Source organism: Vibrio sp. 10N.222.48.A3, assembly GCF_041475345.1.
GTDB lineage: Bacteria > Pseudomonadota > Gammaproteobacteria > Enterobacterales > Vibrionaceae > Vibrio > Vibrio tasmaniensis_A.
The window spans coordinates 1-220 of record NZ_JBFRVX010001702.1 but is presented as its reverse complement, the minus strand read 5'-3'; the positions used below and the strand labels follow the sequence as shown (position 1 = coordinate 220).

The window sequence follows — 220 nt, the reverse complement described above, 5'->3', positions numbered from 1 at the left end:
AATCGTCGCCTTCTTTAACAAGACCCATTGCGATACCCGCAACAGAAGCTTTGATTGGAACACCAGCATCCATAAGTGCTAGAGATGTACCACATACAGAAGCCATTGAAGAAGAACCGTTAGATTCTGTGATTTCCGATACAACACGAACTGTGTATGGGAATTCGTCAACAGAAGGCATTACTGCTTGGATACCACGTTTAGCAAGCTTACCGTGACC

1 pseudogene is annotated in these 220 nt (G+C 44.5%); it reads right to left on the bottom strand.

Annotated elements, in window-relative coordinates:
* A pseudogene (locus AB4653_RS28490) lies at positions 1-220 on the bottom strand (polyribonucleotide nucleotidyltransferase); the annotation flags it as partial.